Below are 25,171 nucleotides of genomic sequence, written 5' to 3'. Positions count from 1 at the left end.
CCCGTTGCCCCGCTCATCTTGGTTTGAACCGCCAACAGCTGCCCGCGAGGGGCTCGGTGGATATCAGGCTGCTGGCGTATCGGGGCTGCGGGTTGAAGTGCTGGCGCCATCCTCGTTGGGGTCATGGCGGGTCAAATGGCTGTCTTGGGGTACGGACGGCTTGGATACGGCGGGCGTTTCGGCAGCTGCCAGAATGTTCGCAGCCATCAGGCCCTTGGCGCCCTGCGTCAGCTCGAAATCGACCCGTTGGCCTTCCTTGAGGCTTTTGAAGCCCTCCATCTGAATGGCCGAGAAATGGGCGAAGGCATCTGCGCCGCCGCCGTCAGGTTGAATGAAACCAAAACCTTTGGCATCGTTGAACCATTTGACCGTACCACTGGGCATACGATGTCTCCGTGTTTTTGTTAGAGGGTTCAGTTTGAGTAATTCAAGGCGAATTTGTCAATGTGAGGTTTTCCCGGGGTGCAGCATTTCTGCCGCACGCGGCTAAGACTTTTCAGACCCCGAGCTCAAAGGGCTTGAAAGCATCGATAGAATGAAATCATGGCAACGAAAAAACCTTCTAATCCCACGCTGCCGACCGTGACCCCGCGTGCCCCTGATGGCGGCGATTCGGTGGTCCTCGAAAGACGTGCTCAAAAAATTGAACCGCCCCAGATGTACCAGGTGGCGATGCTCAACGACGACTTCACCCCCATGGAATTTGTGGTCATGGTGATCCAAGAGTTTTTCAGCAAGGACCGCGAAGCGGCCACGCAGATCATGCTCAAGATCCACTTGGACGGCAAAGGCGTTTGTGGGGTTTATTCCCGTGATGTGGCGGCCACCAAGGTGGATCAGGTGCTGGACGCGGCCAAACAGGCCGGTCACCCGCTGCAATGTGTCAGTGAACCCATTGAATAAGCCGGTATACCCCCCACCTCCTCTTCATCTTTTTTACTCAGCAAGGCATAAGGAAATCACATGATTGCCCAAGAATTGGAAGTCAGCTTGCACATGGCCTTTGTTGAAGCCCGCCAGCAGCGCCACGAATTCATCACCGTCGAGCATTTGTTGCTGGCACTGCTGGACAACCCCAGCGCCGCGGAAGTGCTCCGCGCTTGCGCCGCCAACATTGACGATTTGCGCAAGGCCTTGAGCAACTTCATCAAAGACAACACGCCTCAGGTGGCCGGTACCGAAGAGGTCGACACCCAGCCCACTTTAGGGTTCCAGCGTGTGATCCAACGCGCCATCATGCATGTGCAGTCCACCGGCAATGGCAAAAAGGAAGTGACCGGCGCCAATGTGCTGGTCGCCATCTTTGGCGAAAAAGACTCGCACGCTGTCTACTACCTGCACCAGCAGGGCATCACGCGTTTGGATGTGGTGAACTTCATCGCCCACGGCATCCGCAAGAGCGATCCACCTGAAGCCGCCAAATCCGACGCGCCTTCCAGCTCCGAAGCCGAAGAGGCCAATGGGGGTGAACGCAACGAAAAGGCCTCGCCTTTGGAGCAGTTCACCAACAACCTGAACCAGGCAGCCAAAGAAGGCAAGATCGATCCGCTGATTGGTCGTGAATATGAAGTTGAGCGCACCATCCAGATCCTGTGCCGCCGCCGCAAAAACAACCCGCTGCTGGTGGGTGAGGCCGGTGTGGGCAAGACCGCGATTGCCGAGGGCTTGGCCTGGCGCATCACGCAAGGCACTGTGCCCGACATTCTGGCCGAAGCCACGGTGTATTCGCTCGACATGGGCGCACTGCTGGCGGGCACCAAGTACCGGGGTGATTTTGAGCAGCGCCTCAAAGGCGTGCTCAAGTCGCTCAAGGACAAGCCCAACGGCATTTTGTTCATCGACGAAATCCACACTCTGATTGGTGCGGGTGCAGCTTCTGGCGGCACCTTGGACGCATCGAATCTGCTCAAGCCAGCGCTGTCCAGTGGTCAGCTCAAGTGCATCGGTGCGACCACCTTCACTGAATACCGCGGCATCTTCGAAAAAGACGCCGCTTTGAGCCGCCGCTTCCAGAAAGTGGACGTGGTTGAGCCCACCGTGTCTGAGACGGTTGACATCCTCAAAGGTCTCAAGAGCCGCTTTGAAGACCACCACAGCGTCAAATATACGGTTGCCGCTTTGCAAGCGGCGGCTGAGTTGTCGGCCAAGTTCATCAACGACCGCCAGTTGCCCGACAAAGCCATTGACGTGATCGACGAGGCCGGTGCTGCCCAGCGCATTCAGGTGGCTTCCAAACGCAAAAAGACGATTGGCAAGTCGGAAATCGAAGACATCGTGGCCAAGATCGCCCGCATTCCGCCTGCCAACGTTTCCAACGACGACCGCAGCAAACTGCAGACCATCGAGCGCGACCTCAAATCGGTGGTGTTTGGCCAAGACAAAGCCTTGGAAGTGCTGGCCTCGGCCGTCAAGATGGCTCGCTCTGGACTGGGCAAGACCGACAAGCCGATCGGATCCTTCCTGTTCTCGGGCCCCACGGGTGTGGGCAAGACCGAAGCGGCCAAACAGCTGGCCTACATCATGGGCATTGAGCTGATCCGCTTTGACATGTCCGAGTACATGGAGCGACACGCCGTCAGCCGCCTGATCGGTGCGCCTCCGGGCTATGTGGGCTTTGACCAAGGTGGTCTGTTGACCGAAGCAGTGACCAAGAAGCCGCACTGCGTGCTCTTGCTCGACGAGATCGAAAAAGCCCATCCAGACATCTTCAACGTGCTGCTGCAGGTCATGGACCACGGCACCTTGACCGACAACAACGGACGCAAGGCCGACTTCCGTAATGTGATCATCATCATGACCACCAACGCGGGGGCCGAGACCATGAACAAGGCCACCATCGGTTTCACCAACCCGCGTGCGGCCGGGGACGAAATGGGCGACATCAAGCGCCTGTTCACCCCCGAGTTCCGCAACCGCTTGGACGCCATCGTGAGCTTCAAGCCACTGGACGAGCAAATCATCTTGCGTGTGGTCGACAAGTTCTTGCTGCAGTTGGAAACCCAGTTGGGCGAGAAAAAGGTCGAGGTCACCTTCACCGATGCTTTGCGCAAGTTCCTGGGCAAGAAGGGCTTCGATCCGCTCATGGGCGCTCGCCCCATGCAGCGCCTGATTCAGGACACCATCCGCAAGGCCTTGGCCGACGAGTTGTTGTTCGGTCGCCTGACCGATGGTGGTCGCCTGACGGTGGACATCGACGACAAGGACGAGGTGCTGCTGGACATCACGGCCAACCCCAAGAAGGAAAGCCGCGCCTCCCGTTCGGAACCGGCTGAGCCTGAAGAGGCCACTGCAGGCTAAGGGCAGCGCTGCGCCAGCCTGGTCTTGAATTTCAGGGTCAGGTCAAAGAAAAAGGCCCGTGAGGGCCTTTTTCTTTTGGGGCAAGTCCAGTGCACTTATCTGCGCCGTCCACCGCCGCCGAGCAAGCCGCCCAACACACCCCGCACAATTTCTCGGCCAATGGCCGAGCCTACGGTGCGCACGGCACTTTTGACCACCAGCTGCGCCACGCCGTCACGCTGTCCACCGCGGGGACCGGTGCTGCCAAACAGCATGTCAGACAAGCCGCCCATCAGCCCACCGCTGGCAGCCTCAGGCGCAGCCGGGGCCTGGCCTGGCAAAGGGGTGGCGTTGGCCTGACCGGACACCGCGGTCTGGCCTTTGATGCGTTCATAAGCCGACTCCCGGTCCTGGGCTTGTTCGTACACTCCGGCCACCAAAGAGCCCTGTACCAGCGCTTGGCGCTGTTCCGGGGTGATGGGCCCCAGCTGGCTGCCGGGCGGCAGCACAAACACCCGCTCGGTCTCACAGGGGCGGCCTTTGGCGTCCAAAAAGCTCACCAGGGCCTCGCCCACAGCCAGTTCGGTGATGGCCGCTTCGATGTCCAAGCCCGCTTTGGGGCGCATGGTTTGGGCGGTGGATTTCACGGCTTTCTGGTCGCGCGGTGTGTAGGCGCGCAGGGCGTGTTGCACCCGGTTGCCCAGCTGGCCCAGCACGCTGTCGGGGATGTCCAGCGGGTTTTGGGTGACAAAGTAAACCCCCACGCCCTTGGAGCGCACCAGGCGCACGACCAACTCGATGCGTTCGACCAGGACCGCAGGCGCATCCTTGAACAGCAGGTGGGCCTCGTCAAAAAAGAAGACCAGCTTGGGTTTGACCGGGTCACCGATTTCAGGCAACACCTCGAACAACTCGGACAGCATCCACAGCAAGAACGTGGCGTACAGGCGAGGCGAGTTCATCAACTTGTCGGCCGCCAGGATGTTCACCACCCCCTGACCCTGCGCGTCGGTCTGCATGAAGTCTTCGATGTTGAGCATGGGCTCGCCAAAGAATTGGTCACCGCCCTGGGTCTCGATTTGCACCAATCCGCGCTGGATGGCGCCGATGCTGGCGGCGCTGATGTTGCCGTACTCGGTGGTGAACTGTTTGGCGTTGTCGCCCACGTACTGCAGCATGGCCCGCAGGTCTTTCATGTCCAGCAGCAGCAAGCCATTGTCGTCTGCGATCTTGAACACCAGGTTCAGCACCCCGGCTTGGGTGTCGTTCAGGCCCAGCATGCGTGTGAGCAGCAGTGGGCCCATGTCGGAAATGGTGGCGCGGACCGGGTGACCTTGCTCGCCAAACACGTCCCACACGGTGGTGGGGCAGGCCAGCGGCTCGGGCAATGCCAGTCCGCGGTCTTTGAGGATGGCAGCCAGTTTCTCGCCGATCTTGCCCGTTTGGCTGACGCCGGTCAGGTCACCTTTGACGTCGGCCATGAAGACCGGCACCCCGATGCGCGAGAAGCTTTCCGCCAGGGTTTGCAAGGTCACCGTTTTGCCGGTGCCGGTGGCCCCGGTGATCAGGCCGTGCCGGTTGGCGAGACCGGGCAGCAGGTGACACTGAGCCTGCGCATTTTGAGCAATCAACATGGGATCAGCCATCGAAAGTTTCCCTCCCGGAGTGAAAAGTAAAATCCAGCCTATAGGTTAAATCAACATTCAAGGAATTCCCGATGGCTGGCCACAGTAAATGGGCAAATATTCAGCACCGCAAGGGCAGGCAAGACGAAAAAAGACAACGCATTTGGACCCGCGTGGTGCGTGAAATCATGGTGGCGGCCCGCACGGGTGGCGGTGATGTCAGTGCCAATCCTCGCCTGCGCTTGGCCATCGAAAAGGCCAAGGCCGCCAACATGCCAGCCGACACCATCAAGCGCAATGTGGACAAGGCGACGGGCAACTTGGAAGGCGTGAGCTACGAAGAAATTCGTTACGAAGGCTATGGCATTGGCGGCGCGGCCATCATTGTCGACACGATGACGGACAACCGGGTGCGCACCGTAGCCGAAATGCGCCATGCCCTGAGCAAGCACGGCGGCAACCTGGGCACCGAGGGTTCGGTGGCGTTTCAGTTCAAGCATTGCGGTCAGCTGATTTTTGCTCCTGGCACATCGGAGGACCGCGTCATGGAGGTGGCCCTGGAAGCGGGTGCCGAAGACGTGCTCACCGACGCGGAGGGCGCGATCGAGGTGTTGACCACACCCGCAGCTTTTGAAGCCGTGAAAAATGCGCTGGAAGCGGCTGGACTGGTGGCCGAGATGGCCGAGGTCACTTGGCGTGCCGAAAATTCTGTGTCTTTGGCCGGTGACGAAGCGGCGAAAATGCAAAAGTTATTGGATATATTGGAAGACTTGGACGATGTGCAAAACGTTTTCCACAACGCCGAGTTTGAAGATTAAGGAAGTTGGATGAAAGTATTGGTAGTCGGCAGTGGTGGCCGCGAGCACGCCATGGCGTGGAAACTGGCGCAGTCGCCCAGAGTGCAGCAGGTTTATGTGGCCCCCGGCAACGGCGGCACGGCCAAAGACAAAAACCTGGTCAATGTGCCCATCACCGACTTGGCGTTGTTGCGCCAGTGGGCCTTGGATAACGGCATTGGCTTGACCTTGGTGGGCCCCGAAGCTCCCTTGGCGGCGGGTATCGTGGACGATTTCCGGGCCCATGGCTTGCGCATATTTGGCCCCACCCAAGCGGCTGCGCAGTTGGAAAGCTCCAAGGCCTTTTCCAAAGCTTTTATGCAGCGCCACGGCATTCCCACGGCTGCGTTTGAAACCTTCACCGATGCGGCACAAGCCCACGCCTATGTAGACCGCCAAGGCGCCCCCATTGTGGTCAAGGCCGACGGCCTGGCGGCAGGCAAAGGGGTGGTGGTGGCCATGACGCTGGCCGAAGCCCACGAGGCGATTGACTTCATGCTGCTCGATAACACCCTCGGTGTGGCGCACAACGCGGGCGGCGCTCGTGTAGTGATAGAGGAGTTCTTGCAAGGCGAAGAAGCCAGCTTCATGGTGCTGTGTGATGGCAAGAACGTTGCGGCCTTGGCCACCAGCCAAGACCACAAACGTCTGCAAGACGGCGACGAGGGACCGAACACAGGCGGCATGGGCGCGTATTCGCCTGCGCCGGTGGTGACGGCAGAGGTGCACGCACGCGCCATGCGCGAGGTCATCTTGCCGACCATTCGGGGCATGGAAAAAGACGGCATCACCTACACCGGGTTTTTGTACGCTGGCCTGATGATCGACTCACAGGGGCGCATCAAGACACTGGAATTCAACTGCCGCATGGGCGACCCCGAAACCCAGCCCATTTTGATGCGCCTGAAGTCGGACCTGTTGGAGGTGCTGTTGGCGGCGACCTCTGAAGGTCTGGGCCAATTGGAGATGGAGTGGGACCGCCGTGTGGCGCTGGGTGTGGTGATGGCTGCCGCCGGTTACCCGATGAATCCCCGCAAAGGCGATGTCATCAGCGGTCTGCCCAAGGATGAGGGCGATGCCATGGTGTTTCATGCCGGAACCAACGAAAAAGACGGCCAAATCCTGACCTCTGGCGGGCGTGTTCTGTGTGTCACGGCACTGGCCGATTCGGTCAAGCAGGCGCAGCAAAAGGCTTACCAAGCCGCCAGTCCCATTGCCTTTGACGGCATGCAAATGCGCCGGGATATTGGCTACCGCGCCATCAAAAACTGAAGGAACAGTTTTCTTCATGCGTTCTGTGATCCGCCATCCTGTGACATTCAAGGGCTCTCGTCTGGCCCGTTGGATTTTGAAAATCTTGGGCTGGCGCCTGGACTTTGAGGGCTTTCCCACCCGTCAAGGTGTGGCGATCGTTTACCCGCACACCAGCAACTGGGATTTTCCGATTGGCATGCTGGCCAAATGGGCGCTGGGCATCCCGGCGCACTTTTGGGGCAAGGACTCGCTGTTCAAATTTCCGGTGATCGGCGCGTGGATGCGCTGGGTCGGAGGCATTCCGATTGACCGCAGCTCGTCACGCGGTGTGGTCGGGCAGATGGTGCATGTGTTCGAGCAGCACAAACAAAACGACCAGTTGCTCTGGCTGGCTTTGGCCCCGGAGGGCACACGCAGCCTCACTCCGGGCTGGCGCAGCGGCTTTTACCAACTGGCATTGGGGGCTCAGGTCCCTCTGGCGCTGGTCAAGCTCGACTGGGGGCAGCGCCGCTTCACTGTGGTGGATTTTTACGATCTGACTGGACAGGTCGAGCGCGATTACGCCCACATGGCCCAGGTCTTTGAGGGCGTCAAAGGCTTCCATGAACACCAAATGGGACCCATACTTCCCTACAGTCCCGGTCAGAAACTCGAATCTGCCCAACCGAAACCCTGAAGATTTTCCGAACCCTTTAAAGGTCCCAATCCACCATGACCACCCCCTTTGAACTTGGCACCGTCAAAAACTACCTGCTGGGCTTGCAGTCCCGCATCACCGGGGCCTTGACCGACTTGGATGGCACGCCCTTTCTGACCGATGCTTGGCAAAAAGACCCGGGCGAAAAACTCCAAGGCAATGGCATCACCCAGATTCTGGAAGGCGGTCCAATTTTTGAGCGGGCCGGTTGCGGCTTTTCGCACGTCACGGGGCCACAGTTGCCGCCCTCGGCCACCCAGCACCGCCCAGAGTTGGCGGGCTCCGCCTTTGAGGCGATGGGCGTGTCGCTGGTGTTTCACCCACGCAACCCCTATGTGCCTACGGTGCACATGAACGTGCGCATGATCGCGGCCAAGCCCGAGGGCAGGGCGCCCGTGGCCTGGTTTGGTGGCGGTATGGACTTGACGCCTTATTACGGCTTTGACGAAGACGCGGTGCATTTTCACCAGACCTGCAAAGATGCCCTGAGCCCCTTTGGTGAGGCCTTGCACCCGCGATTTAAAACCTGGTGTGACGATTATTTTTGCAACAAACACCGCCACGAGCAGCGCGGTGTGGGCGGCATTTTCTTCGACGATTTTTCCGAGCTGGGCATGGACCAGAGCTTTGCCATGCTGCAAAGCGTGGCCGATTCACTGCTGACGGCCTACATGCCCATCGTGATGCGCCGCAAGGACACGCCTTATGGCGAGCGCGAACGAGACTTTCAGCTGTACCGCCGTGGCCGTTATGTCGAGTTCAACCTGGTCTGGGACCGGGGCACGCATTTTGGTTTGCAGTCCGGTGGCCGCACCGAGTCCATTTTGCTGTCGATGCCCCCCGAGGTGCGCTGGTCGTATCAGCGGGTAGATGAGGCGGGCTCGCCCGAAGCGCGCTTGCTCAGCCACTTTTTGGTGCCCAAGGACTGGGTTTGAGTCTTCAGCCTGCCATGCAAAAACCCCAAACCGCTGTTCAGCGCCTGGGCGTTTTTGGTGGAGCGTTCGACCCGCCGCATCTGGCTCATCTGGCCTTGGTCGAAGCGGCCGTGGCCCAGTTGCAACTCGACCATGTGCATGTGCTGCCTACGGGTCACGCATGGCACAAACCGCGCCTCCTCAGCGACGCCGCACACCGCGTGGCTATGACCCGTTTGGCCTTTGCGCATGTGCCGCAAGTGGTGGTGGACGAGCGGGAAATTCTGCGCACCGGCCCCAGCTACACGGTGGACACCCTGCATGAGTTGCAGTCCGAATATCCCCAGGCGCAGCTGTATTTGCTCCTGGGCGATGACCAGCGCCGCTCCTTGTCCTCATGGCATCAGATCGGTGAAATCGAGCGCATCGCTATAATCTGTGCCGCAGGCCGTGATATGGCCGTGCGTGCCTGGAACAAAGAATCAGGCCCTGCACCCACCCACCCACCCCTTTCGGACACCCTGCAAGCGCGCATTCGCACTCTGGACATGCCGCTGATGCCCCACAGTGCCACGGACATCCGTGTGCTGGCGGCCACAGAGCAGGCCCTGACGGGCTTGGTATCCCCCGCTGTTGAGCGCTATATTCACGAACACCACCTTTACAGGCCCCATTGATGACCGAAAACGCCGCTAAAAAAGACATCCAGAAACTCCAGCGTGCCATCGTGGACGCACTCGAGGACGTCAAGGCCCAAGAAATCCAGGTGTTTGACACCGAACACCTGTCCTCGCTGTTTGAGCGGGTCATCATCGCCTCGGGCACCTCGAACCGCCAGACCAAGGCGCTGGCCGCCAGTGTCCGCGACAAAGTGCGTCACGCCGGTTTTGGCAAGCCCCGCATCGAGGGTGAAGACAACGGTGAATGGATCATTGTCGATTGCGGCCCCGCCGTGGTGCACATCATGCAGCCGACCATCCGCACTTATTACAACCTCGAAGAAATCTGGGGCGGCACGCCCGTGCGCTTGAAGTTTGGCGCACCCAAGCCCGCAGCGACGGCCGAAACCAAGGGCCACATCAAAAACTCGGTGGCGAAAAAAGCCCCTGTCAAAGCAACGGCCAAATCGGCCACTGCCAAAACACCCGCAGCCAAGAAGTCTGCCGCCAAATCGGCCGCACCATCTGCAGCCAAAGCCAAACCCGCGTTGAAGGCACCTGCCAAAGCGGCCAAACCCGCGGCCAAACCAGCGGTCAAAGCCCCAGTAAAAACTGCAGCCAAAACCGCCGCCAAATCGGCCCCCAAAGCCAGCAGCCCCACCAACAAGCCCACGGTGAAGACAGTGGGCAAGCCTACGGCCAAACCTGCTGTTAAAGCAGCGGCCAAGTCGTCTGCCAAGCCGGCCGCCAAAAAGGCCCCTGCGCGCAAGGCTGTGCAAGCAGCCACACGCCGCAAAGCCGACTGATCCTGCATGAAGCTGCTGATCGTTGCGGTCGGCCTGCGCGTGCCGGATTGGGCGCAGACCGCTTGGGACGACTACGCCAAACGTTTTCCGCCTGAGCTCAAGGTCGAGCTCAAGGCCGTGAAAACCGAGCCCCGCGGCTCCAAAACCCTTCCCAACCTGTACGCAGCAGAGCGCCAGCGCATCGAGGCGGCGATTCCGCGTGGCACCCGCATCGTGGTGCTCGACGAGCGCGGCACCAACCTCACGACGCAGGCCCTGGCCACCCGCCTGACCCATTGGCAGCTTGGCGGTGACGATGTGGCCTTGGTCATTGGCGGCCCCGACGGTTTGGAGCCCGAATTCCGGCGGGCCGCGCACGAGCGCATACGCTTGTCTGACATGACTTTGCCCCACGCCATGGCCCGGGTGCTCTTGATCGAGCAGCTCTACCGCGCCTGGTCCATCAACGCCAACCACCCCTACCACCGCGAATGAGCGCCTTCATCTACCTCGCTTCCCAAAGCCCCCGGCGCAGTCAGTTGCTTGACCAAATTGGGGTGGCTCACCAGCTGCTCTTGGCCGGGCCCGATGAAGATGCCGAGTCTTTGGAAGACGTGCATGGCTCGGAAGCGCCTGCGCGCTATGTGGCGCGTGTCACGGGACTCAAACTCGACGCCGCCGTGCAGCGCTTGAAGCGCCAGGGCCTGCCGCTTGCGCCCGTGCTGTGCGCCGACACCACCGTGTGCCTGGGGCGGGATATTTTGGGCAAACCAGCGGATGAGGCCGATGCCGTGCGCATCCTGAAACGGCTATCAGGGCAAACCCACCGCGTGTTGACTGCCGTTGCCGCACAAAAAGGGCAACAACGAGTGGCCACAGTGTCGCAATCGTGGGTGCGCTTCGCGCCCATGACCGCTGCGCAAATCCGTGCCTACGTGGCCACTGGCGAGCCCATGGGCAAAGCCGGGGCTTATGGGGTGCAGGGCAGGGCAGCTGCTCATATTGAACAGATCCGGGGCAGTTATTCAGGCATCATGGGTTTGCCGCTGTTCGAGACCGCTGCTTTGCTGCGGAACTTGGGCGTGCGCTGTTGAGCATTGAGATAAGTCAAGGCGCTGAAGTTGCCCTGTCTTGTCTCGAATTGTTTTTCTCTTTTCCCCATCTGATGCCCTCCATGCAACAAGATATTTTGGTCAATTGGTCGCCCCAGGAAACCCGGGTCGCGGTGGTGGAGTTTGGCGCGGTGCAGGAGTTGCACGTTGAGCGCACGCTCGAGCGCGGTCTGGTCGGCAATGTGTACCTGGGCAAAGTGGCCCGTGTCTTGCCTGGCATGCAATCGGCCTTCATCGACATCGGTCTCGACAAAGCCGCCTTTTTGCATGTGGCCGATGTGTGGCAAAAGCACGCCGAAGGCGATGCTGCAGCCGCCCGCACAGGCCAGCCGCTGGTACCGATCGAGAAGCAGGTATTCGAGGGCCGCGCCATCATGGTGCAGGTCATCAAGGACCCCATGGGCACCAAGGGCGCACGCTTGTCCACACAAATCAGCATTGCGGGCCGCCATCTGGTGTTTTTGCCACAAGACGACCACATTGGTGTTTCCCAAAAAATACCGGCCGACCAGCGCGACGCTTTGCGCCAAAGGTTACAGGCCTTGGTGGGCCCGGCCGGGGGCGGCTTCATTTTGCGCACCAATGCCGAAGACTCCAGTGACGAGGAATTGAGCGACGACATCGCTTACCTGCGCAAGACCTGGGCCCGCATCAAGGAGGCCTCGCTGCGCCTGCCGCCAGCGTCCTTGTTGCACCAAGACCTGACGCTCTTGCAGCGGGTTTTGCGCGATTTGGTAGGCGAGGCCACACAGAGCATCCGCATCGACTCGCAGGAGCAGTTTGCACAATTGCAGGCTTTTGGTCAGGAGTTCATGCCCAAAGCGGCCGAACGCTTGCAGCATTACAAAGGCGAGCGGCCCATTTTTGACCTGTATTCAATCGACGAAGAAATCGCCAAGGCGCTGGGCCGCCGGGTCGAGCTGAAATCGGGCGGGTATTTGATCATCGACCAGACCGAGGCGCTGACCACTGTGGATGTGAACACGGGCGGTTATGTGGGTGCGCGAAATTTTGAGGACACGATCTTCAAGACCAACCTGGAGGCGGCGCAAGCCATTGCACGGCAGCTGCGCCTGCGCAATCTGGGCGGCATCATCATTGCCGACTTCATCGACATGGCCCGCCCTGAGCACCAGGACGCTGTGTTGGCCGAGTTCCGCAAACAACTGGCCCGTGACCGCGTCAAAACCATGGCGGGTGGTTTTTCTTCGCTGGGTTTGCTGGAGATGACGCGCAAGCGCACCCGAGAGTCGCTGGCCCACATGCTGTGCGAGCCGTGTCCGAGTTGTCAGGGCAAGGGCATCGTCAAGACGCCGCGCTCTGTGGTGTATGACATCCTGCGCGAGATCCTGCGCGAAGCGCGGCAGTTCAACCCGCGCGAGTTCCGCATCGTGGCCACCACAGCGGTGATTGATTTGTTGCTGGACGAAGAAAGCCAGCATTTGGCGGGCTTGTCGGACTTCATCGCCAAGCCAATTTCTCTGCAGGTCGAAGCGTCCTTGGGACCTGAGCAGTACGACATCGTGCTGCTCTGAGGCGTTGAGTTGGGCGCTCAGGTCTGGGCAGGCGCTTCGCTGGACCATTCACCTCGGTGGTGCAGGCGCGAATAAGCCCCGCCTTGCGCCAGCAATTGGGCGGGTGGGCCTTCTTCCACAATCCGGCCGCGCTCCATCACGATCACCCGGTCGGCGTGTTCGATGGTGGACAGGCGGTGTGCCACGATCAAAGTGGTGCGCCCTTGCATGAGTTTTTGCAAGGCGTCCTGCACCAAACGCTCGGACTCGTTGTCCAGGGCCGAGGTGGCCTCATCCAGAATCAAAATGGGGGCATCCTTGTACAAGGCGCGGGCAATCGCCAAGCGCTGGCGCTGCCCCCCCGAGAGTTGGTTGGCGTTGTGGCCCAGCAATGTGTCCATGCCCTGCGGCAAGGTCTGAACATGCTCCCACAGATTGGCCGCTTGCAGGCATTCCTGCACCTTGGCGCGGTCGGTGGTGTCGCCCAAACTCACGTTGATGGCCAAACTGTCGTTGAGCATGACCACGTCCTGGCTGACCATGGCCAATTGTTGGCGCAGGCTGTCCAGTTGCCACTGCGGCAGTGGCACCCCGTCCAGCAGCACCTGTCCGCTGCTCGGATTCAAAAAGCGCGGCAGCAACTGAATGAGCGTGGTTTTGCCTGCACCTGAGGTGCCCACCAGGGCCACCGTTTCACCGGGCTGAACACGCAAATGGATCTGCGTCAAAGCCGGATCACCGTCCGGGTTGAACTGCACACCCACGTTTTGCCATTCCAGGGCACCGCTGGCGCGTTGCACCTGGTGTTGGCCTTGGTTTTCTTCCGGGGCATCGTGCATCAAGGAGAGGCCTCGCTCCAGAGCGGCCAGTCCCCGGGTGATGGGGTTGGCCACATCGGCCAGGCGTTTGATGGGGGCAATCAGCATCAGCATGGCTGTGATGAAGGCCACAAAACCACCCACTGTGGCCCCTGATCCAGCTTCGCGGCTCTGCACCAAGGCGATGACCAACACCAAAGACAGGGCAACCGCCGCCATGATTTGGGTCAGCGGTGTCATGGCGGCCGATGCCACGGTGGATTTGAGGGCCAAGCGGCGCAGACGCTGACCCAGCGCGTTGAAGCGCCCTATTTGCTGGGCTTGGGCCCCATGCAGACGCACCATGCGGTGGGCCAGCACGTTTTCCTCGACGACGTAGGCCAGATCATCCGTGGCTTTTTGGCTTTCCTTGGTCAGGCCATACAGGCGACGGGACAGCACTTTCATGATCCAGCTCAGACCCGGGGCCACCGTGAACACCACCAGCGTGAGCTGCCAGTTCAGCCACATCAAGTAGCCCACAAGGGCCAACAGGGTGAAGCCATCGCGGGTCAAACCGATCAAGGCCGAGACCAGTTGTGAAGCGCCCACTTGAACCTCATACACCACGGTGTTGGACAAGGCGCTCGCCGACTGCCGGTTGAACAAGGACAAATCGGCCCGCACCAGTTTGGAAAACAAATCGCTTCGCAGTTTCTCCATACCGTCGTTGGTCACCCTTGCCAAGGCGTACTGCGCCACAAAGTGGGCCAGGCCACGCAGGCCAAACAGGCCAATGACGACCAAAGGGATGGACCACAGTGGCAAACTGTTCTCGGCAAACCCGTTGTCCAGCAAGGGCTGAAACAGGGCCGGAATCAGCGGCTCGGTGAGGGCCGCAACCAAGGTGGCCCCCATGGCCATCGCCCAGACGCTGCGTTGACGCCAGAAATAAGGTTTGAGGCGCAGCAAACGCTGGACGATGCCTGGCTGTGGGGCCAAGCCCGTGGGCGGCTGGGATTCGGGTTGGGCATCAGACATGGGTGTGACGATTGTAAGCAGGCCAGCCCGCCGATCGACCTGTTGTCATGGACGCTGAGACAGCTTCTTGGGGGCTGTGGGTCCGATGGCAAGCTTGTTGACAACTTTTTCCCGGACTCAGTCTTGGGCTTTGGCTGATGGTCATGGGTCAAATGGGGCTGTTCACGGTGTACGATTGGCGTTTTGATTCGCCACCCTCCCATGTTGTTGATGCTCATGAACCTTTTTCGTTCACCTGTCCGCCGTTTGGGTACGCTCTTGGTGGGGCTCTGGCTGTCTTTGGCGGTCAGCGTCGCCCAAGCCCAATTTCGAGTCGAGGTCACGGGCGTGGGTCTGACTCAGTTGCCTGTTCTGGTCGCACCTTTCAAAGGCGAATCACAAGCGGGTCAAAATTTGTCACAAATTGTGCAAGCCGATCTGACCCGCAGCGGACAGTTCAAGCCTTTGTCTGCAGCCAGTTTGACCCTTGACGAAATGAGCCGTCCTGACTGGACAGCCCTGCGTCCCTTGTCGGCCGAGGCCTTGGTGGCGGGATCGGTCACACGCTTGGCGAATGGTCGCTACGATGTGCGGGCCCGCTTGTGGGACGCGGTCAAGGGTCTAGAAAAATCGGATTTCAAGGACAACGTCACCGCAGCGGATTTGCGTTTGTCTGCCCACCGGGTGTCAGATTGGGTGTACCAGCAGTTGACCGGTACACCCGGTGTGTTCACCTCTCGCATCAGCTATGTCACCAAATCGAGTGGTCGCTACAACCTCTGGATCGCTGACTCCGATGGCGAGGGTGCACGCTCTGCGCTCAACAGCCCAGAGCCCATCATTTCCCCCTCTTGGTCGCCGAACGGCACCCAATTGGCCTATGTGTCGTTTGAGTCCCGCAAGCCCGTGGTGTATGTCCATGAGCTTGCCACTGGCAATCGTCGGGTGGTGGCCAATTTCAAAGGCTCCAACAGTGCCCCGGCCTGGGCCCCAGATGGCCGCTCCCTTGTGGCCACACTCAGCCGCGATGGTGGCTCGCAGTTGTACCGGGTCTCCCTGCAGGGCGGCGAGCCCCAGCGCCTGACTTCGGGGAACATCAACACCGAACCGGCTTTTTCTCCGGATGGCAATACCTTGTACTTTGTCAGTGACCGGGGTGGTAACCCCCAAATCTACAAAATGCCCGCCCAAGGTGGCCCGGCCGAGCGGGTCACTTTCTCGGGCAACTACAACATCTCGCCAGCCATCAGCCCTGATGGCCGGTGGCTGGCTTATGTCTCGCGTCTGACGGGTGGTTTCAGGCTTCACCTGATGGAGCTGGCCACAGGGCAGGTCACGGCGTTGACGGACACCAACGCCGATGAGCGCCCCAGTTTTGCAGCCAACAGCCGTTTGTTGGTCTATGCCACGCAGCAAGGCGGTGAGGCCTTGATGACCACCACACTGGACGGGCGCATCAAAGCCCGCTTGGCAGGGCAAGGCGGCGACATCCGCGAGCCCCATTGGGGTCCTGTGCGTCCCTGATTTCTGAATTTCTAATCCGTTTTTATCCATGAGGTTGAGTATGAAAAAGCAGTTTTGGTCCTTGATGATGGTCTCCGTGGTCCTGGCGGGGTGCGCCTCGGGCGTCAAGTTGGATGATGTGCCTGTAGAGGACAAATCGGCCACATCCAGCGGCGTTGGCGTGGGTGTTCAAGGCATTGGTGCAGGGCAGGGGGGCGCTCAAACCAGCGTGGCGTCTGTGACGGCTGCTCCAAGCTCCACAGGCCAAGGCCCTGTGGGCACTGCGCATGTGGTCTTTTTTGACTACGACAGCTTTGTGATTCGCCCAGAAGCCCGCCCCGTGATCGCTTCGCATGCCCAGTTTTTGCAAGCCAACAAGCAGCGCAAAGCCAATTTAGAAGGCCACACCGATGACCGTGGTGGCCGTGAATACAACCTGGCCTTGGGCCAAAAGCGTGCCGATGCGGTGCGCCAGGCGCTGAGCTTGCTGGGCGTGCCCGAATCGCAACTCGAAGCCGTGAGCTTTGGCAAGGAAAAGCCATTGGCCACCGGTGGTAGTGAGGTCGATCAGGCGCAAAACCGCCGCGTTGAAATTCGTTACTGAGGCCTGCCATGCAAAACGTTCGATCCGGTGGTTGGCGCCTTGCCGCCATGGCTCTGACCCTTGGTTTGACGGGTTTGTCCGGCCCTGTGCAAGCGTCCTTGTTCGGTGGTGACGACGAAGCGCGCCGGGCTATTCTGGATTTGCGCCAGCGCTTGGAACAGTCCCAAAACGCCACTCGTGCCCTGATCGAGCAAAACACCCAGTCGCAGAATCAAGCGCAAACCCAGGCCATTGACCAGCTGCGAGGTGCCCTGCTGGATTTGCAAGGGCAAATCGATCGGCTCAAGTCGGAGTTGTCTCAAAGCTTGGGTGCACAAGAGCGCTTGGCACGTGACTTGACTGAATTGCAGTTGCGCCAAAAAGATGTGATCAGCAGTGTGGACGACCGCTTGCGTCGTTTCGAGCCGGTACAGGTCACCATCGATGGTCGAGAAGTGATGGTGGACCCCTCTGAGAAGTCCGATTTTGACAAAGCCATGGCGTTTTTTCGCCAGGCCGATTTCCCTGCGGCGCAAACTGCCTTGTCCGCCTTTTTGCTGCGTCATGTTTCCAGCGCTTATGCGCCCTCGGCCCTTTTTTGGCTGGGCAACGCCCAATACGCCAACAAGGCGTACAAGGAGTCCATGGCGAATTTTCAGAAGTTGCTGAGCATGGCACCGAATCACCCGCGTGCGGCCGAGGCGATGCTGGCCATTTCGAATGTGCAGATCGAACTCAAAGACATGAGGGCCGCTCGCAAAACGCTGGAAGAGTTGATCGCGACCTATCCCCAAGCCGAAACCGCGAGCACGGCGCGTGAACGTCTTGGCCGTCTGCGCTGACAACGAATGACTTTGTTGTCTGCGGATGACTTCCAGTGGATGGTCTACCAAGTTTGGGGGGCCAGCTTTGCCATTTCCTTGCTGGTCGGGGTGTTGATTCATCGGGGACACTTTTGCACCTTGGGGGCGATCAGCGATTGGATGTTGATGCGTGATGCCACCCGCCTGCGGCAATGGGCCTTGGCTGTGGCGGTGGCCATGGCTGGATTCGGTCTGATGGCCTGGCTGGGTTGGATCAGTCCACTGAACACCATTTATGCGTCCTCCCAATTGCCTTGGCTCTCGTCGCTTTTTGGGGGGGGCTTGTTTGGCATCGGCATGGTGCTGGCATCGGGCTGCAGCAGCAAATCTTTGGTTCGGATGGCGGCAGGTAACCTCAAATCTCTGGTGGTTTTGCTGGCCATGGCGGTCGCCGCATTGGCGGCCATGCGTGGCCTGACGGCGGTGTGGCGGGTGCATGGTCTGGACCCGGTGGCCATCGATTTGCCCCACGGCCCTTTTTTAGGCCAGTGGCTGTCCAGCGTGACGGGGTGGGATATGCGTGCGGGTCTGGGCATCAGTGCAGCCTTGGTGTCCCTGCTCTTGGTGGGTTGGGTGCTCAAAGACAGACGATTTCACACCCTGTTCAATTGGACCACCGGAGCAGGTCTGGGCGTCTTGGTGGTGGCGCTCTGGTGGGTCAGCGGTGTGATGGGGTTTGTGCCTGAGCACCCGGATACGCTGGAGCCGGTGTTTGTCACCACCCAAAGCGGCCGAATGGAAGCCTTGAGCTTCACGGCTCCCGTGGGCTACTGGCTCGATGCCTTCATGTACTTCAGCGACGGCAGCAAACGGCTGACCTGGGGCATGGTCACTGTAGCCGGTGTTGTGCTGGGTGCTTGTGGGAGTGCTCTGCAGCAAGGCAGCTTTCGCTGGGAGGGATTCACACACCGTGCCGACTTGGTGCGTCACCTGGTCGGCGGGGCGCTCATGGGCACCGGCGGTGTGCTGGCCATGGGGTGCACCTTCGGTCAGGGCCTGACGGGGCTGTCGACCTTGAGCTTGGGCAGCATGCTGTCTGTCTTGGGCATTTTTGCAGGCACCTGGGGCGCTTTGCAATGGCAAATCCGCCATGCCTGAACCCTCTTCTCAGACCCGCCCATGAGCCCCATACCCATGATGGACGCAGACAACGATGAAAGCACTCGCCGCTTTGGGGGGGTGCAACGCCTTTATGGCATGGCCGGGGCCAGTCGCATACAACAATCGCATGTGGTGGTGGTCGGCATCGGTGGGGTGGGCTCCTGGACCGCAGAAGCTTTGGCACGCAGTGGCGTGGCGCGTTTGACCCTTGTCGACATGGACCATATTTCCGAGTCCAACATCAATCGCCAAATTCATGCCCTCAGCAACACCACGGGCCAATCCAAAGTGTTGGCCATGCAAGAACGCATTGCCTTGATTCACCCGCAATGCCAAGTCGATGTGGTGGATGATTTTGTGACGCCCGAGAACTGGCCTGAGCTCTTGCCCTGCAAGCCCGATGCCTTGGTCGATGCCTGCGACCAGGTCAAAGCCAAAGTGAGCCTGGCGCAATGGGCCTTGGACGAAGGCCTGGGCTTCATCACCGTGGGCGCTGCGGGTGGCAAACGCTTGGCGCACAAGGTGGATGTGGACGACCTCTCGCGCATCACGCACGACCCGCTGTTGGCCCAGCTGCGTTACCGCCTGCGCAAACACCACGGGGCGGCCAAAGGTGGCAAGAGCATCGGTATTCTGGGCGTGTTCAGCCGCGAAGCCGTGGCACCACCCGATGCCTCGTGTGCGATCGAAGGCGACGGCTCGCTCAATTGCCATGGCTACGGATCGGTGGTGAGCGTGACCGCGACCTTTGGCATGTGCGCGGCCTCAGAAATTTTGAATTTTTTAGCGGTCAGCCCGAGAGGGCGAAAAAATGACGCTATAATTTGAGTCTTGCTGGAGTGCACGTCACTACAGCAAAGGGACCATAGCTCAGTTGGTAGAGCAGCGGACTTTTAATCCGTTTGTCGTGGGTTCGACCCCCGCTGGTCCCACCAAATTTAAAAGCACTTTGTATTTCGGTACAAAGTGCTTTTTTCATTTCTGCGCTCGTCATTCAGCATCCTTCACTGGCGGAGCACTTTGTTTGGGCTCGGCTCAGGTCAAGGGCCTACGCGCAGAAAGCCTCCAGAGCGAAGGCTCCATTGCTCCAATGAGCCGGTCAGACAAAGACCAGCCATTGGGTTTCATGGTCGAGTTTTACACCGTTGCCGAGATGGCTTCTTCGAGCAAAGAGGTCAGCTCCAGCCAGCGCTCTTCGAGGGCGGTGACTTCATCGGCAAGAGCTTTCAGTCGGCGGCCCGCATCTGCCATCTCGGCTGGCGATACAGGTGTGGTCAGCAGCGCTTCCAGGCGTGTTTTCTCGGCTTCGATGCTGGCCATGCGCTGCTCGTTTTGCTCCAGTTCGCGTTTGAGTGGTCGGGTTTGGGCGGCCAGTTGCTGGCGCTTTTGTGCTTCCAATTTGCGTTGCTCGGCACTGCTCAGTCCTGTGCCGGGCTGCGTCGCTGAGGTGGAGGTCGGGGCCGCAGTCGAAGCGTTGGCTGCGGGCGCCACAATGGCCGGGCTGCTGGGCACTGCGGCGATGTTCGCTGGCGGCGTTTCCGCCACTGCAGTGGCCAAGGCATCCCGGGCCGAGTTCTTGGCCGCTTCGCGCAGACGTTTGGATTCTTCAAGCAAATACTTCTGGTAGTCGTCCAAATCGCCATCAAAGGGCTCGACCTTGCCCCGGCCCACCATCCAGAACTCTTCGCACACGGCGCGCAGCAAGGCACGGTCGTGGCTGACCAGCATCACGGTGCCTTCGAATTCGTTGAGCGCCATAGACAGCGCTTCGCGCGTGGCCAAGTCGAGGTGGTTGGTGGGTTCGTCCAGCAGCAAGAGGTTGGGGCGTTGCCACACGATCATGGCCAGCACCAGGCGGGCTTTTTCGCCACCGCTCATGGTGCCCACGGCTTGCTTGACCATGTCGCCTGTGAAGTTGAAGGTGCCCAGGTAGTTGCGCAGGTCTTGCTCGCGGCTGGGCTCGCCGCTGTTCGGGCCCAACTCTTTGGCCAGGCGGATCATGTGTTCCAACGGGTTGTCCTGCGGGTGCAGCACATCGAGTTCTTGCTGGGCAAAGTAGCCGATGTTCAGGCCCTTGCCCTCGGTCAGAGTGCCCGTCAGCTGAGGCATGGTGCGGGCAATGGTCTTGACCAAGGTCGATTTGCCTTGGCCGTTGGCCCCCAAAATGCCGATGCGCTGACCGGCCAGCACCGATTTGCTCACGCCTTGCACGATGGTTTTGGGTTCACCGTCGACGAGGTAGCCAAAGCTGGCCTCGCTGATGGCCAGCATCGGGTTGGGCAGGTTGTTGGGCTCTTTGAAGCCGAAGGTGAACTCGGCATCGGCCAGCAGCGGGGCCACTTTTTCCATGCGTTCCAGCGCCTTGACCCGGCTTTGCGCCTGCTTGGCTTTGCTGGCCTGGGCCTTGAAGCGGTTGATGAACTTTTGCAGATGGGCAATTTTGTCCTGCTGCTTGGCAAACGAGGCCTGTTGCAGCTCCATTTGCTGGGCCCGCAAAATTTCAAAGCCGCTGTAATTGCTGCCGTAACGCGTCAGTTTGGCGTGGTCAATGTGCAAGGTGACGTTGGTCACCGCGTCCAAAAATTCGCGGTCGTGGCTGATCACGATCATGGTGCCCGCATAGCGTTGCAGCCAGGCTTCCAGCCAGACCAAAGCGTCCAAGTCCAAGTGGTTGGTGGGTTCGTCCAGCAACAAAATGTCCGACGGGCACATCAGCGCCCGCGCCAGCTGCAAGCGCATGCGCCAGCCACCCGAGAAGCTGTTGACCGGGTTGTTGAGTTCGTCCACCCGAAAGCCCAGGCCCAAAATGAGCGCTTCAGCGCGGGGCAGGGCGTCGTGGTCGCCCGCATCGGCCAGGTCCGTGTAGACGTGCGCCAACTCCATGCCGTCGCCACTGGCTTCGGCCGCCACCAAACGCTGGCGCAGCTCGGCCAGGCGCGTGTCGCCCTCCAGCACAAACTCAGACGCGGGCTGGTCGGTCTCAGGCATGTTCTGCGCGACCTGACCCATGCGCCAGGCTTTGGGCATCTCAAAATCACCACCGTCTTCGTTGAGTGTGCCGTTGAACAAGGCAAACAAGGTGGATTTGCCTGCGCCGTTGCGTCCAACCAGACCGACCTTTTCTCCGGGGTTGAGGGTGACCGATGTTTGGTCGAGCAGCACCTTGGTGCCTCGGCGCAGGGTGACGTTTTTGAGGTTGATCATGAAAGAACAGTGTCCGGACAGGTTCCGGACGGATTCCGGGATAGGGGAGGCAGGGTCAGCGCACGGGCTGAAATCGCTACGGGATAACCCGCTATTTTCGCCGATGTCGGCTCAGGCGCGCCCTTTGAGCGTGAGCAGGGCCTCGCGGGCGATGACCAAGACCTGATCGTCTCCTGCACTGGTGTCCAGCCAAGCCACTTCAAGTTCGGGAAAGGCGGCGATGAAGTGGTCCACCTCGTTGCCAATTTCAAGCACCAGCACGCCGTGTTCACTCATGCGCTCAGGCGCCTGTTTGAACAGCTGGCGTACAAAGTCCATGCCATCGGTCCCGCCTGCCAGCGCCAGTTCAGGCTCGGCGCGGTACTCGGCGGGCAGCGCGTCCATGCTGGCTTGGCACACATAAGGCGGGTTGCACAAGATCAAGTCAAACGGGCCGTGTGCAGGTGGGTTCAAGCTGCTCAGGCCGTCGCTGTGCACCAGCCTCACGCGCTCATTCAGTTCGTGGCGTTCCACATTGATGGTAGCCACGGCCAGCGCATCGTCAGAAATATCGGCTCCAGTCACCTGCACCTCGGGCCATGCCAACGCGGCCAAGACGGCGAGGCTCCCGTTGCCCGTGCACAGGTCCAGCACCTGTTGGGTTTGGTCGCTCAGCCATGCGTCGATGGTGCCGTCGGCCAGCACTTCGGCGATCAGGCTGCGTGGCACGATGGCCCGCTCGTCGATGTAAAACGACACGCCCTGCAGCCATGCCTCATGGGTGAGGTATGCCGCGGGTTTGCGGGAAGTGATGCGCTCCTCGATCAGCGCAGCGCAAGCGGCTTGCTGCTCGGCGCTCACGGCTTGATCGGCCTTTTCATCCAGATCGGTGTCGAGCGGCAAGCCCAAGCGCCAGAGCACCAGCCAGACGGCTTCGTCAAAAGCGCTTTGGGTGCCGTGGCCAAAGGCCACGCCCGCAGCTTCCAGCCGCTTCGCCGCTTGCTCGATCAGCGCGGGCAGGTTCATGACGCTCATGCCTTAAGACCTGCGTTGAGTTGTTCCAAGGTGCGGCGGTAGATGTTTTTGAGCGGCGCGATGTCAGCCAGGGCCACATGCTCATTCACTTTGTGGATGGTCGCGTTGGGTGGGCCGAACTCGATCACCTGGGGGCAGATTTGCGCGATGAAGCGGCCGTCGCTGGTGCCGCCCGTGGTGGACAGCTCGGTTTTTAAACCGGTTTCATCGGTGATGGCTTGTTCAATCGCCTTGACCAACGTACCGGGCGTGGTCAGAAATGGGCGGCCACCCAAGGTCCATTTCAGTTCGTACTTCAGGCCATGCTGGTCGAGCACCGCTTGCAAGCGCTGCTGCAGGCTTTCGGGCGTGGATTCGGTGCAAAAGCGAAAGTTGAAGTCCACCACGCAGTCGCCCGGAATCACGTTGCTCGCGCCCGTGCCGGCGTGGATGTTGCTCACTTGCCAGCTGGTGGGCGGGAAAAAGGCGTTGCCTTCGTCCCAGCGGATGGCCACCAGATCGGCCAACGCAGGTGCGAGGCGGTGGATCGGGTTGTCGGCCAGGTGTGGGTAGGCGATGTGGCCTTGCACGCCCTTCACGGTGAGCTTGCCGCTCAGGGTGCCGCGTCGGCCGTTTTTAATCATATCGCCCGTCTGCTGCACCGACGTGGGCTCGCCCACAATGCAGAACTGCGGCGCGTCGCCACGGGCCTGGAGCTTTTCACACACGACCACGGTGCCATCGAGCGCCGGGCCTTCTTCGTCGCTGGTCAGCAAAAAAGCGATGCCCAATGCCGGGCTGGGATTGGAGGCCAGGAACTCCTGCACCGCGACCACCATGGCCGCCAGCGAGGTTTTCATGTCGCTTGCGCCCCGGCCAAACAGCTTGCCGTTTTTGTGAGTGGGGGTGAAGGGGTCGCTGTCCCATTGCGCGAGAGGCCCGGTGGGCACCACGTCGGTGTGCCCGGCAAAGGCCAAGGTTTGGCCCGAGGTGCCTGCACGTTTGGCCCAGAGGTTGCGCACGCGGAAGGTGTCTGGGCCGGAGTCCATGAACTCGCAGACGAAACCCAGAGGATTCAAAGCCTCACTGATCAGGTCCAAGCAGCCTGCGTCCTCAGGCGTGACAGAAGGGCGCGAGATCAGCTGCTCGGCCAGGCGCAGGGTGTTGTGACAGGTTTTGGCGTTCATGGCTCAGACTTTGTTGGGGTGGGCACGCACAAAGCGGGCGATGCGCTCGGCCGCTTCCAGGCATTCGGCGGTTTCGGCCACCAGCGCCATGCGGATGCGGCCCTGGCCGGGGTTGCTGCCCTTGAAGTCGCGCGCCAGGTAGCTGCCGGGCAGCACGGTCACGTGTTCTGATTGGTAAAGCGCTTGGGCAAAAGCTGCGTCGTCGCCTTGCCAGCCCGCAGGCACACCGGCCCACAGGTAAAAGCTGGCGTCGGGCAATTTCACGTCCAGCACTTGCGCCAGCACGGGCGTGACCTGGGCGAACTTGGTGCGGTACTGGTTGCGGTTGTCCACCACATGGGCTTCGTCACCCCAAGCGGCCACGCTGGCGGCTTGCACCACGGGGCTCATGGCGCTGCCGTGGTAGGTGCGGTAGAGCAGGAACTGTTGGATGATGGCCGCGTCACCCGCCACAAAGCCGCTGCGCAGGCCGGGCACATTGCTGCGCTTGCTCAGACTCGTGAAGGCGATCAGGCGCTTGAAGTCGGTGCGGCCCAGCTGGTGCGCGGCTTCCAATCCCCCCAACGGGGCTTCTTCGCGGAAATAGATCTCGCTGTAGCACTCGTCGGACGCGATCACAAAACCATGCTGGTCGGACAGGGCAAACAGCTTTTCCCATTCAGACAGCGGCATGACCGCGCCCGTCGGGTTGCCTGGCGAGCAGACGAACAACAATTGCGTGCGGGCCCAGACCTCGGCGGGCACACTGTCCCAGTCGTTGGCAAAGTTGCGGGCCGGGTCGCTGGGCACGTAATAGGGCTCAGCCCCTGACAGCAAGGCCGCGCCTTCGTAGATTTGATAAAAGGGGTTGGGGCTGACCACCGTGGCACCGGGCCGGGTCGGGTCGATCACGGTTTGTGTCAGGGCAAACAGGGCTTCGCGCGAGCCGTTCACCGGCAACACCTGCGTGAGCGGGTCCAGCGTCAAGTTGTAACGTGTTTGCAGCCAAGCGGCACACGCCTTGCGAAGGCTGGGCTCGCCTGCTGTCGCCGGGTAAGCCGAGAGGCCATTGGCCACAGAGGCCTTGAGCGCTTCCTGGATGAAGGCGGGCGTGGCATGCTTGGGCTCACCAATACCCAAACTGATATGACGAAGGGCAGGGTTGGGCGTGACGCTGGCGAACAGCTGTTTGAGCCGTTCAAAAGGGTAGGGTTGCAGCTTGGCGAGGAGGGGATTCATTCCCCGATTATCCGGGATGGCGGGTGCCCG

General features: G+C 60.4%; 23 protein-coding genes and 1 tRNA gene. 17 read left to right on the top strand and 7 right to left on the bottom strand.

Features of this window, described 5'->3' with window-relative positions; translation table 11 throughout:
* Positions 1–63 precede the first annotated feature (63 nt).
* The gene (locus L63ED372_RS16640) at positions 64–384 is read right to left on the bottom strand and encodes a cold-shock protein (RefSeq protein ID WP_082431626.1); all 321 of its coding nucleotides are present in this window, start codon (positions 382–384) and stop codon (positions 64–66) included.
* Positions 385–543: 159 nt separating this feature from the next.
* Here L63ED372_RS16640 and clpS point away from each other — a divergent pair, with 159 nt between their 5' ends.
* Positions 544–903, top strand: a complete 360-nt coding sequence (clpS, locus tag L63ED372_RS07465) for an ATP-dependent Clp protease adapter ClpS (protein WP_062404940.1) — start codon at positions 544–546, stop codon at positions 901–903.
* 60 nt (positions 904–963) lie between these two features.
* Positions 964–3,297 (top strand): ATP-dependent Clp protease ATP-binding subunit ClpA, encoded by a 2,334-nt coding sequence (gene clpA / locus L63ED372_RS07460; protein WP_062404938.1) that lies wholly within the window; start codon positions 964–966, stop codon positions 3,295–3,297.
* Positions 3,298–3,392: 95 nt separating this feature from the next.
* Here the strand turns inward: clpA and L63ED372_RS07455 are convergent, their stop codons facing one another.
* Positions 3,393–4,922, bottom strand: coding sequence for a helicase HerA-like C-terminal domain-containing protein (locus L63ED372_RS07455; RefSeq protein WP_062404936.1), 1,530 nt, complete (start codon positions 4,920–4,922; stop codon positions 3,393–3,395).
* A gap of 71 nt (positions 4,923–4,993) precedes the next feature.
* Here L63ED372_RS07455 and L63ED372_RS07450 point away from each other — a divergent pair, with 71 nt between their 5' ends.
* The 9 genes from L63ED372_RS07450 to rng all read left to right on the top strand — a co-directional run bounded on the left by L63ED372_RS07450 (position 4,994) and on the right by rng (position 12,693).
* A complete protein-coding gene (locus tag L63ED372_RS07450) occupies positions 4,994–5,719 on the top strand; it encodes a YebC/PmpR family DNA-binding transcriptional regulator (RefSeq protein WP_062404934.1) in 726 nt (241 codons plus the stop codon).
* 9 nt (positions 5,720–5,728) lie between these two features.
* Complete coding sequence (gene purD, locus L63ED372_RS07445; protein WP_062404931.1) at positions 5,729–7,009, top strand: phosphoribosylamine--glycine ligase; 1,281 nt, start codon at positions 5,729–5,731, stop codon at positions 7,007–7,009.
* A 16-nt stretch (positions 7,010–7,025) separates the two neighbouring features.
* On the top strand, positions 7,026–7,667 hold the full coding sequence (locus tag L63ED372_RS07440) for a 1-acyl-sn-glycerol-3-phosphate acyltransferase (RefSeq protein WP_062404929.1): 642 nt from the start codon (positions 7,026–7,028) through the stop codon (positions 7,665–7,667).
* Between the two features lie 35 nt (positions 7,668–7,702).
* Complete coding sequence (gene hemF, locus L63ED372_RS07435; RefSeq protein ID WP_062404927.1) at positions 7,703–8,623, top strand: oxygen-dependent coproporphyrinogen oxidase; 921 nt, start codon at positions 7,703–7,705, stop codon at positions 8,621–8,623.
* Between the two features lie 14 nt (positions 8,624–8,637).
* Entirely contained in the window at positions 8,638–9,279 is a 642-nt protein-coding gene (gene nadD / locus L63ED372_RS07430) for a nicotinate (nicotinamide) nucleotide adenylyltransferase (protein WP_062404926.1), read from the top strand.
* Positions 9,279–10,067 (top strand): ribosome silencing factor, encoded by a 789-nt coding sequence (rsfS, locus tag L63ED372_RS07425; RefSeq protein WP_062404923.1) that lies wholly within the window; start codon positions 9,279–9,281, stop codon positions 10,065–10,067. The genes nadD and rsfS overlap by 1 nt, the downstream gene beginning before the upstream one ends.
* A 6-nt stretch (positions 10,068–10,073) precedes the next feature.
* On the top strand, positions 10,074–10,541 hold the full coding sequence (gene rlmH / locus L63ED372_RS07420) for a 23S rRNA (pseudouridine(1915)-N(3))-methyltransferase RlmH (RefSeq protein WP_062404921.1): 468 nt from the start codon (positions 10,074–10,076) through the stop codon (positions 10,539–10,541).
* Positions 10,538–11,140: a Maf family protein gene (locus L63ED372_RS07415; RefSeq protein ID WP_062404919.1), complete on the top strand. Its 603-nt coding sequence runs from the start codon at positions 10,538–10,540 to the stop codon at positions 11,138–11,140. The genes rlmH and L63ED372_RS07415 overlap by 4 nt, the downstream gene beginning before the upstream one ends.
* 80 nt (positions 11,141–11,220) lie before the next feature.
* The gene (gene rng, locus L63ED372_RS07410; RefSeq protein WP_062407788.1) at positions 11,221–12,693 is read left to right on the top strand and encodes a ribonuclease G; all 1,473 of its coding nucleotides are present in this window, start codon (positions 11,221–11,223) and stop codon (positions 12,691–12,693) included.
* Between the two features lie 17 nt (positions 12,694–12,710).
* Here rng and msbA read toward each other — a convergent pair whose 3' ends face one another.
* On the bottom strand, positions 12,711–14,510 hold the full coding sequence (gene msbA / locus L63ED372_RS07405) for a lipid A export permease/ATP-binding protein MsbA (RefSeq protein ID WP_062404917.1): 1,800 nt from the start codon (positions 14,508–14,510) through the stop codon (positions 12,711–12,713).
* A gap of 216 nt (positions 14,511–14,726) precedes the next feature.
* Here msbA and tolB point away from each other — a divergent pair, with 216 nt between their 5' ends.
* The 6 genes from tolB (at position 14,727) to L63ED372_RS07375 (ending at position 19,474) form a co-directional block, all read left to right on the top strand.
* On the top strand, positions 14,727–16,013 hold the full coding sequence (gene tolB / locus L63ED372_RS07400) for a Tol-Pal system beta propeller repeat protein TolB (protein WP_062407786.1): 1,287 nt from the start codon (positions 14,727–14,729) through the stop codon (positions 16,011–16,013).
* A 40-nt stretch (positions 16,014–16,053) separates the two neighbouring features.
* Positions 16,054–16,596, top strand: coding sequence for a peptidoglycan-associated lipoprotein Pal (gene pal, locus L63ED372_RS07395; protein WP_062404915.1), 543 nt, complete (start codon positions 16,054–16,056; stop codon positions 16,594–16,596).
* Between the two features lie 47 nt (positions 16,597–16,643).
* The gene (gene ybgF, locus L63ED372_RS07390; protein WP_156343572.1) at positions 16,644–17,417 is read left to right on the top strand and encodes a tol-pal system protein YbgF; all 774 of its coding nucleotides are present in this window, start codon (positions 16,644–16,646) and stop codon (positions 17,415–17,417) included.
* A 6-nt stretch (positions 17,418–17,423) separates the two neighbouring features.
* The gene (locus tag L63ED372_RS07385) at positions 17,424–18,536 is read left to right on the top strand and encodes a YeeE/YedE family protein (protein ID WP_062404911.1); all 1,113 of its coding nucleotides are present in this window, start codon (positions 17,424–17,426) and stop codon (positions 18,534–18,536) included.
* A gap of 21 nt (positions 18,537–18,557) precedes the next feature.
* Complete coding sequence (locus L63ED372_RS07380) at positions 18,558–19,367, top strand: tRNA threonylcarbamoyladenosine dehydratase (RefSeq protein ID WP_062404909.1); 810 nt, start codon at positions 18,558–18,560, stop codon at positions 19,365–19,367.
* 31 nt (positions 19,368–19,398) lie between these two features.
* Positions 19,399–19,474 (top strand) — tRNA-Lys (locus L63ED372_RS07375).
* A gap of 202 nt (positions 19,475–19,676) precedes the next feature.
* Here L63ED372_RS07375 and L63ED372_RS07370 read toward each other — a convergent pair.
* The 4 genes from L63ED372_RS07370 to dapC form a co-directional block, all read right to left on the bottom strand.
* Positions 19,677–21,743: an ABC-F family ATP-binding cassette domain-containing protein gene (locus L63ED372_RS07370; protein ID WP_062404906.1), complete on the bottom strand. Its 2,067-nt coding sequence runs from the start codon at positions 21,741–21,743 to the stop codon at positions 19,677–19,679.
* 111 nt (positions 21,744–21,854) lie between these two features.
* The gene (prmB, locus tag L63ED372_RS07365) at positions 21,855–22,757 is read right to left on the bottom strand and encodes a 50S ribosomal protein L3 N(5)-glutamine methyltransferase (protein ID WP_062404903.1); all 903 of its coding nucleotides are present in this window, start codon (positions 22,755–22,757) and stop codon (positions 21,855–21,857) included.
* Positions 22,754–23,923 carry a succinyl-diaminopimelate desuccinylase gene (gene dapE / locus L63ED372_RS07360; protein WP_062404901.1) on the bottom strand — a complete coding sequence of 390 codons (1,170 nt, stop codon included), beginning with the start codon at positions 23,921–23,923 and terminating at the stop codon, positions 22,754–22,756. The genes prmB and dapE overlap by 4 nt, the downstream gene beginning before the upstream one ends.
* A gap of 3 nt (positions 23,924–23,926) precedes the next feature.
* On the bottom strand, positions 23,927–25,141 hold the full coding sequence (gene dapC, locus L63ED372_RS07355; protein ID WP_062404899.1) for a succinyldiaminopimelate transaminase: 1,215 nt from the start codon (positions 25,139–25,141) through the stop codon (positions 23,927–23,929).
* Positions 25,142–25,171 lie beyond the last annotated feature (30 nt).

Source organism: Limnohabitans sp. 63ED37-2 (assembly GCF_001412535.1).
Taxonomy (GTDB): domain Bacteria; phylum Pseudomonadota; class Gammaproteobacteria; order Burkholderiales; family Burkholderiaceae_C; genus Limnohabitans_A.
Note: the sequence above shows the minus strand (reverse complement) of the source record. Positions and strands in the feature narration are given on the sequence as shown.